Origin of the sequence: Actinomadura roseirufa (assembly GCF_900659635.1) — a bacterium.
In the GTDB taxonomy this organism is placed as follows: Bacteria; Actinomycetota; Actinomycetes; order Streptosporangiales; family Streptosporangiaceae; genus Spirillospora; species Spirillospora roseirufa.
On the sequence record NZ_CAACVB010000102.1, the window covers coordinates 18,682 to 27,443 of the forward strand.

7 protein-coding genes are annotated in these 8,762 nt (G+C 75.6%); 1 reads left to right on the forward strand and 6 read right to left on the reverse strand.

The window, feature by feature from the left end:
* Positions 1-69 precede the first annotated feature (69 nt).
* A complete protein-coding gene (locus E1291_RS21660; protein WP_131739736.1) occupies positions 70-1,911 on the forward strand; it encodes a glycosyltransferase family protein in 1,842 nt (613 codons plus the stop codon).
* Between the two features lie 42 nt (positions 1,912-1,953).
* Here E1291_RS21660 and E1291_RS21665 read toward each other — a convergent pair whose 3' ends face one another.
* From E1291_RS21665 to E1291_RS42145, 6 genes are all read right to left on the reverse strand, one after another.
* Complete coding sequence (locus E1291_RS21665; protein ID WP_131739738.1) at positions 1,954-3,048, reverse strand: baeRF3 domain-containing protein; 1,095 nt, start codon at positions 3,046-3,048, stop codon at positions 1,954-1,956.
* Positions 3,049-3,146: 98 nt separating this feature from the next.
* Positions 3,147-3,803 (reverse strand): response regulator, encoded by a 657-nt coding sequence (locus E1291_RS21670; RefSeq protein WP_131739740.1) that lies wholly within the window; start codon positions 3,801-3,803, stop codon positions 3,147-3,149.
* On the reverse strand, positions 3,800-5,029 hold the full coding sequence (locus E1291_RS21675; RefSeq protein ID WP_242614288.1) for a sensor histidine kinase: 1,230 nt from the start codon (positions 5,027-5,029) through the stop codon (positions 3,800-3,802). The genes E1291_RS21670 and E1291_RS21675 overlap by 4 nt, the downstream gene beginning before the upstream one ends.
* Positions 5,030-5,092: 63 nt before the next feature.
* On the reverse strand, positions 5,093-7,144 hold the full coding sequence (locus E1291_RS21680; protein ID WP_131739742.1) for a bifunctional copper resistance protein CopD/cytochrome c oxidase assembly protein: 2,052 nt from the start codon (positions 7,142-7,144) through the stop codon (positions 5,093-5,095).
* A gap of 2 nt (positions 7,145-7,146) precedes the next feature.
* Positions 7,147-7,812, reverse strand: coding sequence for a copper resistance CopC family protein (locus tag E1291_RS21685; RefSeq protein WP_131739744.1), 666 nt, complete (start codon positions 7,810-7,812; stop codon positions 7,147-7,149).
* Between the two features lie 79 nt (positions 7,813-7,891).
* On the reverse strand, positions 7,892-8,762 hold an 871-nt coding region (locus tag E1291_RS42145; RefSeq protein ID WP_165495230.1), incomplete at its 5' end, for a DUF5685 family protein.

Here is an 8,762-nt window from a genome sequence, read left to right on the forward strand (position 1 = left end):
CCGCGCATGTCACGAGATCCGGACAAATCCCGGACAAGATCATGACAGCCGGCGGTGAACGTGGGGCGCATGACGCTCGTGATCGCGCCGCCCCGGCGGTCCGTCCCGCCCGGCACCGCCCGCCGTCCCCGGGCGCTGCCCTGGCTGATCGCCGCGGGCGTGCTCGCCCAGGTGGCCGTCCGGCTGTGGTTCGCCCGCGCGCGGACGTCCCCCGTGGCGAACCCGGACGAGACCGGCTACCTGCTCGCGGCACGCTGGCTGGCCGGCGGGCACGGCGGCGACATGTCCTTCAACACCTTCTACCAGGCCGGGTATCCCCTGCTGCTGACGCCGGTGTACTGGCTGACCCACGACCCGGTCACCGTCTACACGGCCGTCATGGTGATCAACGCGGCGGTGGGCGCGGCGTTGTTCCCGCTCGGATACCTCGCGGCGCGGCGGCTCGGCCTCGGCCGGCGCGCCGCGCTGCCGCTCGCCTGGGGCGCGGCGCTGCTGCCCGCGACGACGTTCTTCGGCGCGTTCGCGCTCACCGACGCGGTGCTGCCGACCGTGGTGCTCGGTTGGCTGCTGGCGCTGGACCGGTTCGCGCGGACCGGGCGGGCTCGGCACGCCGTGGCGGCGAGCCTCGTCGTGTCGTACGCGGCGGTCGTCCACACCCGGGGCGCGGTGCTGCTGGCCGTGCACGCCGCCGCGCTGGGCTCCCTCGTGATCGGCTCCCTCGTCCTGGGCTCCCTCGCGCTGACCGGCCGCGCGGCCTCCGGAGGCGCCCCGTCCGGGGACACCGCGTCCAGGGGCGGCGTGCTCAGGCGCCGGTTCGCCGCGGCGCGCGCGGCGCTGCCCGGCCCGCGGGCGGCGCTGACCGGCCTCGCCGTCACCGTCGCCGGATACGCGGCGGGCGCCGCGCTCAACGCCCGGCTGCGCGCGGAACTGTACCCGGACGGCGTCCGCGACCTCGCGGCCATGACGCGGTTGCGGATCAGCACGCCCGACGGGCAGGCGTGGGCCCTGTCGGGCGCCGCGGGCCAGTTCTGGTACCTGGCCGTCGGCACCTGGGGGCTCGGCGGGGTCGGTCTCGCCGTCGTCGCCGCGGCCGTGCTGCGCCGCCGGACCCCGGCGCCGGAGCGGGCGGTCGCGGCGGTGCTGCTGGCCGCGACCTGCTGCGTCGCCTACGCCTCGTCGGCCGCGCTCAACGACGAGCACCGGGTCGGCAACTTCGCCTACGGCCGCTACCTGTCGTGCTTCGCCCTGGTCTACGCGCTCGCGGGCGCGGCGGCCCTGCTGCGGCCCGGCGCACGCGCGGCGCTGCGCAGCGCCGCGGGGGCGGCCGTCATCGTGGCCGGGACGGGCGCGTGGGTGACGGCCTACGCCGGCGACCGGCTGCGCACGCACGCGTTCATCGGGTTCGACTTCCCGGAGACCTCGTTCCTGACCGCCGACCGCACGGCGCTGCACCTGCCCGCGGCCTCGCTCGCCGCGCTCGGGCTGCTGGCCGCCCTGCTGGCCCTCGGGCGGCTGCCCCGCCGGCACGCCGCCGCGGCGGTGGCGGCCGCCCTCGCCTGCGTCAACCTGGCCGCGATGACGTTCATCATGGGCCCGGACAACCGGCGCGTCCGGCCCGCGCCTCCCCTGCCCGGTCCCGCCGCGGGCGGGGTGCTGCAGGACCGCGCCCTCGACTGGCGGATCCGCACCCTCCTGGTGCACTCCACGTGGTGGACGAGGATCGGCTGGACGGACGTCCGCCAGGGCCGCCCTCCCGCGCCGGGCGTCTGCACGGTGATCGTGGCACTACCCAAGGGGACGCCTCCTGAGGCGTCCTGGCCGGCCCACCCGGCGGGCTGGCGGCCGCACCCGGGCTCCGCGTGGGCGATCGGCTGGGTGGCCTGGCAGGCGCCGTCCTGCCCGGCACGGTGACACCGGGCGGGACGGCCGGGGCCGGCCCGGGGCCGGCCGGGGTCAGTAGCGGGTCACGAGCGCGATGCGGTCGTGGTCGACGAGGAAGCCGTCGGAGACGAACGTGACCTCCCCGCCGTACTCCAGCGCGGTCTCGATCACGTCGTCCACCGCGTCGTCGATGACGTCGGCGCCCTTGAGCACGCCGGGCATGCCGTCCACGGGGACGAGCTCGCCGCGGGTCCTGACCGCGGGCGCGTAGTACCCGCGCTCGACCACCAGGTGCTCGCCGCGGCCCTCCTCCACCAGCCGGGCGACCTCGCACAGCCCGCCGGCGTAGCGCTGGAGGCCGCGCGCGGCCTCCAGCTCGGCCAGCGTCCCGACCTCGCGCCGGTCCTCGTAGGCGGCCAGCGCGGGCCGGGCGGCCTCGGCCAGCGTGCTCGCCGTCGCGCCCTCGTAGCTGCCGTCCACCCGGCCCGCGACGCCGATGTTCGGCCCGGCGACCTCGTCGAAGTACGCCTGGTGGCGGGTCACGCCCGCGACCAGCAGGGGACGGCGGTCGCGCGCGAGGATCCGGTCCAGGTCGCGGGCGACCTCGCGCATGAGCTGGCGGTGCCGTTCGTCGCCGTTCGGCGCGCCGCCCCGCGAGTGCCGCCCCGACCCCTCCTCGTCGATCGGGGCGGGCGCGACCGGGAAGCCGCCGCCGACGTGCTCGGTGAGCTCCTCGCCCTGCCCGTCCCACAGGCGGGTCCGCTGGTCGGAGAGGGTGAGCAGCCAGTAACGCCGGGTGCGGGTGTAGGCGGCGACGAGGTCCCGGGTGGCGAACCCGGTGTCCACGATGACCCGCTCGTCGACCGGCTGGCCGATCGTGAACGCGTGGTGCTCGCCGCCGGGCGCGGCGAACAGGACCAGCCCGTCCGCCAGGTGGCGCGGATCCACCTCGGCCGCCGCCCCCTCCAGGCCCCGCATCACCTGGTCGGCGGCCTCGGTTCCGACCCGGACGTCGTCGTGCAGCCGGTGCCGCGCCGCGGCCAGCAGGTTGCGGAGCCGGATCGGATCCTGCCGGTCGCCCGGCGCGGCGCGGTGCGTGGGCATCAGCACCGAGACGGCGGGGTAGCTTCGCGGCTTGCGCAGTTCGGAGAGCGTGGCAGCGTCCATGATCCCCCGATCAGTGGCCGTTTTCTCTTCTGTCTCTTTTCTAACGACTCGCAGGTAAACGAGGTGTAAGCGGCGTTCGACGATCGGACCGCCCGCCGTCAGGCGGGGACGATGAACCCCGTCTCGTAGGCCAGGATCACCGCCTGCGTCCGGTCCCGGGCCTGGAGCTTGGCCAGGATGTTGCCGACGTGGGTCTTGACGGTCTGCGTGCTGACGAACAGCTCCTGGGCGATCTCGGCGTTCGACCGGCCCTTGGCCATCAGCCGCAGCACGTCCGACTCCCGATCGGTGAGCCGGCCGTGCCAGCGGCCCCCCGGCGCGGCCTCCGCGGCGGGGCCGTGCGAGGCGGCCAGCGCGCGGATCGCCGCCGGGAACAGCAGGCTGTCGCCGTGCGCGACCGTCCGGATCGCCCGCAGGATCTCCTCCGGGCGCGTCCGCTTGAGCAGGAACCCGCTCGCCCCCGCCTTCAGCGCGTCGTAGACGTACTCGTCGTTCTCGAAGGTGGTGACGACGATGATCCGCGGCGGCTCCGGCACCGTGCCGAGCAGGTGCCGGGTGGCCTGGATGCCGTCGAGCCGCGGCATCCGCACGTCCATCAGCACGATGTCGGGGCGCAGCCGCGCCACGGCGTCGGGCACCTCCGCCCCGTCGCCCGCCTCGCCCACCACCGACAGGTCGTCCTCGGCGTTGATGATGGCCGCGAGCCCCGCCCTGATCAGCCGTTCGTCGTCGACCAGCAGCACCTTGAGCGTCATGTTCCGGACCTTAGCGGCAGCGAGACCCGTACCCGCCAGCGCTCCCCGTCCGGGCCCGCCGCCAGCTCGCCGCGCAGCACGGTCGCGCGCTCGCGGATCCCGTTCAGGCCGCGCCCGCCGCCGTGCCGCGCCTCGGCGCCGGCCGGCGCGCCGAGCGGGTTGCTGATCTCCATCTCCAGCCGCTCCCCGGCCACCCCGAGGCGCAGCCGCACCGGCACCTTCCCCGCGTGCCGCAGCGCGTTGGTGAGCGCCTCCTGGACGATCCGGTACGCCTCCCGGGAGACCGCCGCGGGCACGTCCGCGACCTCGGCGGCCACCTCCGCGTCGAGTTCCACCCCGGCGATCCGGGTCTGCTCCAGCAGCCGCCCGAGATCCTTCAGCGTCGGCTGCGGGGCCGTCCGGGAGGGGTCCTCGCGCAGCAGCCCGAGGACGTGGTCGAGGTCCTCCAGCGCCGCCCGCGCGGACTCCTCGATCGCGCCGAGCGCCTCCCGGGCGAACGCCGGGTCGCTGTCGAGCACCCGTCCCGCCGCCCCGGCCTGCAACGTCACCACGCTGAGCGCGTGGCCGACCGAGTCGTGCAGCTCCCGGGCCAGCCGGTTGCGCTCGGCGAGCCGGACCGCCCGCGCCTCCGCGTCCGCGAGCCGCTCCGCCGCGGACGGCCCGAGGAAGAACGGCGCCAGCCGGGACAGCCCCGCGCCCGCGCCAACGATCACCGCCAGCAGCGCCGCCAGCGCCGCGCACCCGGCGAGCGGCACCGCCCACTGCGACACGTCCCGCAGACCCCACGTCTCCAGCAGGCGCTCGTCCCAGTCCGCCGCCGGGGCCAGCAGGAGGACGAACGCCATCGGCGGCACCGCGAGGCTGAGACCGCTGACGATCACGCCCGTGTACAGGTGCAGGCCGAACCAGGCGGCGGCGCGGAACCGGCTCTCCCACGAGCGGGCCGGGCCCGGGACGAGCGCCGCGGCGGGCCCGGCGAGCAGTTCCCTGGCCAGCGAGCCCTCCAGCAGCCGCACCGTCGGCACCAGCCCGGTCACGAAGACGGCCGCTCCGGGGAGGAGCAGCAGCATCACCAGCCCCTTCACCGCCTTCTCGTCGGACGGGAGGCTGGAGACGAGGCTGACCGACACGAACCAGTACGGCATGAGCAGCGCGCCGCCCACGACCAGGTGGGACCACCGCCGCCAGGTCGTCCGCTCGATCAGCGGCCGGAGAACGCGGGTCACCCCCCGATCCTCGCAGACCGGGAGGTCACCGCCCTCCCCCGCTCGGGTGAGGCGCCGCGCCGCTCAGGACTCGACCGACTCGCCCTTTCCGTCGCCGTCCTTGGCGAGCCGGTCCCGCTCGGCGAGCTTGGCGAGCCTGGCGTTGTAGGCGGCCAGCTCGTCGGTCGCCGGATCGCCCCCGGCGGCCTCGGCGCGGTCGGCGCGCCGGTCCATGCGCCGGGCCTGCCGCTGGTCGTCGAAGTACCACTGGAACGCCAGCACGATCAGGACGATGAAGGTGGGGATCTCGCCGAAGCCCCAGGCGATCGCGCCGCCGGTGTGCTGGTCCTTCAGGATCGTCGTCCCCCACGGCGGGTCGACCGCGGTGTACCAGCTCCGCGCGAGCGGCTGGCTCAGGTTCATCAGCGCGATGCCGAAGAACGCGTGGAACGGCATCGTGACGAACAGCAGCAGCAGCCGTCCCGGGTAGGGCAGCTTCCTCGGCGCGGGGTCGACGCCGAGGAGCACCCAGAAGAACAGCGAACCGGCGAGCAGGAAGTGCAGCGTCATCGCGATGTGCCCGAGGTGGTTGCGCATCGCGCTCTCGAACAGCGGCGTGAAGTACAGCACGAACGTGCCCGCCACGAAGATCCCCGTGGCGACGCCGGGATGCGCGACGACCGCGGTGAAGCGGCTGCGCAGCGCCGCGCTCAGCCACTCGCGCGGGCCGCGGTCGCCGCGGACCTTGGCGGGCTTCAGCGCGCGCAGGGCGAGCGTCACCGGGGCGCCGAGGACCAGGAAGATCGGTGTCAGCATGTTCAGCACCATGTGCTGCGCCATGTGGACGCTGAACAGGATCGGGGCGTAGGTGCCCACCCCGGACTCGGTGGCGATCACGATCGTCAGCAGGCCGACCAGCCACGACACGGTGCGGCCGAGCGGCCAGGAGTCGCCGCGGCGGCGCAGGCGCACCACGGCGCCGAGGTAGAGGGCGCCGAGGACGGCGACCAGGGCGGCGAAGAAGAGGTCGAACTCCCACAGCGTCGCCAGCCGGCCGGGCGTGATCGGCGGCGGCATGTCGTAGCCGATCAGAGCCTTGACCGGGCTCTCGTCCTCGGTCGGCGCGGGCGGCGCGGTGCGGGCCAGCGCCACGGCCAGGCCCATGGTGGCCGCCATCACGGCGGTCTCGACGCCGGCGAGGCGCCGGAACGCCCCCGGCTCGCGCCGGGCGAGCGCGGGCAGCGTGCGCCTGCGGTGCCACCAGCCGAACCAGCCGAGGGCGCCGAACGCGATGATCTTGCCGAGCGCCAGCCGGCCGTAGTCGGTGTCCACCAGTTCCGCCGGGTCGGGCAGGCGGGCGATGACGTTGATCAGGCCGCTGGCGCCGACGGTGACGTAGCACCACAGGGCCATCGTGCTGAACCGCTCGGCCATCACCGCGAGCCTGCCGCGGCCGAGCAGCGCGTGCACCGTGACCAGCGCGAGCCCGCCGACCCACGGCGCGACCGCCGCGACGTGCAGCGCCACGCCGGTGACCGCGACCGAGTGGTTGGCGGCCGAGGCGGAGTGCCCGGTCAGCGGCGGGGGCAGCAGCGCGGCGCCGGCCATCGCCAGCAGCCCGAACGCGGCGGCCGGCGTGGCGGTGGTCCGGGCCAGCAGCGCCACGACCACCGCGACCAGCACGACGAGCATCAGCGCGGTGCCCTGCGGCAGCGAGCCGACGTAGCTGCTCAGCTCGCTGCCGGTGAGGACGTCGCCGACCGGCTGGCCGAGCACGTCGGCGACCGTGAACACCAGGGTGGCCGCCGCGGCGGCGGCCCAGCCGGCGGCGAGCCAGGACGCGGCGCGCAGGTAGCCGACGGCGTCGGCCGACAGCCGGCCGGCGTTGCGCCCGCCCTCCAGCGGGAGCAGCGCGGCCGCGGCCAGCAGGGCCCCGACGGTCAGCGCCGCGGCCAGGTCCATGACGGTCCGCGAGACCGGCAGGCCCCACCGGGTGACGACCCCGGCGTCGCCGAGCCCGGGGATGACCTTCTCGGTGACCGACCCGCCGAGCAGGAGCCCGGCCACGAGGACCGCGAGCGAGGCGGCCAGCGCGACGGCCGCGGTGCGCAGGACGCCCAGGCTGCCCTTAGTCACCGCTACTCACCGCTGCCGGCCGCCTGGTGCCGGCGCTTGGCGCGGTACACGATGCCGACGCCGATCCCGATGCCGATCAGCACGCCCGCGCCGACGAGCACCCACAGGACGGTGTTCGAGCCCCCGTCGTCCTTCTTCTTCTCGGCCGCCTGCTCCTGGTCGATCTTGAGCGGCTTCTCGTTCGCGTCGGCCGCCGCGCCCGTCTGCTCCTGGGACCCGACGCCGCCGGCGCTGGGCTTGGCCTCGGGCGCCTCGCTCGTCGCACCGCCCTCGGCGCCGCCGGACCCGGCGGTCGCGGTGAAGTTCAGCTCGTCGCCCTCGATCGGGTGCCCGTCCTCGCCGACCACCCGGTAGGCGACCGTGTAGGACCCGGCGGGCAGCGCCCCGGTGAGCTTCTGGGTGACCGTCGTCCCGGCGCGCTCGGCCGCGCCGGCCTGGAACGTCTTGCCGCCGGGGCCCTTCACGACGACCTTGGCGACCTTGATCTCGTCGCTGAAGACGAGCTTGACCTCGCTGACGGGCCCGGCCGTGGCGCCCTTGCCCGGCGTGCTGCTCACCAGCCGGGTGTGGGCGAGCGCGGGCGTGGCGGTGCCGGCCCCGAGGGCGACGGCGAGGGCGGCGACGAGGCCGATGCGGCGCAGCGGCCGAGGGAGCGTGAGGTTCTTCATCGGTGGCCGGGTTCTCCAGTCGGTCAGGGGTGGCCCCTAGCCTACTGACGCACCGGGGTTGCGCCAGACCGCCTCGATCTCACCCGCATCCGCAGTCGCAATCACAACAATCGCAGCAGTCACAGCAATCACAGCAGCCGTCACAACCGTCATCGCAGTGACGGGTGCACCAGCACCGATCACCGCAGCTCTTGTCGTAGTGCTTGCTCCATTCGGGCTGGAAGACCCCGCAGGTGACACAGACGGCCGTCCCGGTCAGGCAGGGCACGGGAAAGCCCGGCCTAGGCCGCCGATGACCGAAATGGGAGCCGCCTCCGCCGTGCGGCGGCAGCCAGTCCCCACCGCCGCCGCCATGACCGCCCTGGGGCGGGTACCCGCCCTGCTGCGGAGGCCCGGGCGGAGGGTAGTGCCCCGGGTGGGCGGGTGGAGCGTTCCCGTAGGGCGGCCGGCCCGGCGGCGGGTACGCGGCGAACACCTGGTCGGCGGAACGGCGCACCTCCCGCCCCAGCAGCGCCCGGACGAGCCGCGGGTTCTCCATCTCCACGTCCGCGAGCGCGAGCCGCAGCCCCCGCAGCGCGTCGTCGGCCCGGCTTCGGGCCTCGGCGGGCGTCGTCCCGGTCGCCAGGAGGGGGTTGTAGGCGCCCGCCTCCAGGTCGTCCGCGACGTCCTCGACGGCGTCGATCAGGTGCGCGAGGCGCCCGAAGAGGCGGCCCGCCTCGGCGAGCGGCTCCGCGTTCTCCTCCCGGCCGGCCAGGACGGCCGTGTGCGCGAACACCGCCGCGACGGCCGTCTCGGTGGGCTCGGTCAGCTCCGTCAGGCTCAGGCCCGGCTCCGCCTCCAGGAGCGGCTGGCGGGCGACCGCGTCGCGCAGCACCGCCGGGTCGAAGCCCAGCGCCGCGCCGGTCCGGCCGCCCGCGGCGTCCCAGCGCCCGGCCATCCGGCCCGCCGCG

Excerpts from the sequence above, each read along its gene's own strand:
- E1291_RS21660 (WP_131739736.1), top strand. The coding sequence starts at position 70 with ATGACGCTCGTGATCGCGCCGCCCCGGCGGTCCGTCCCGCCCGGCACC.
- E1291_RS21665 (WP_131739738.1), bottom strand. The coding sequence starts at position 3,048 with ATGGACGCTGCCACGCTCTCCGAACTGCGCAAGCCGCGAAGCTACCCC.
- E1291_RS21670 (WP_131739740.1), bottom strand. The coding sequence starts at position 3,803 with ATGACGCTCAAGGTGCTGCTGGTCGACGACGAACGGCTGATCAGGGCG.
- E1291_RS21685 (WP_131739744.1), bottom strand. The coding sequence starts at position 7,812 with ATGAAGAACCTCACGCTCCCTCGGCCGCTGCGCCGCATCGGCCTCGTC.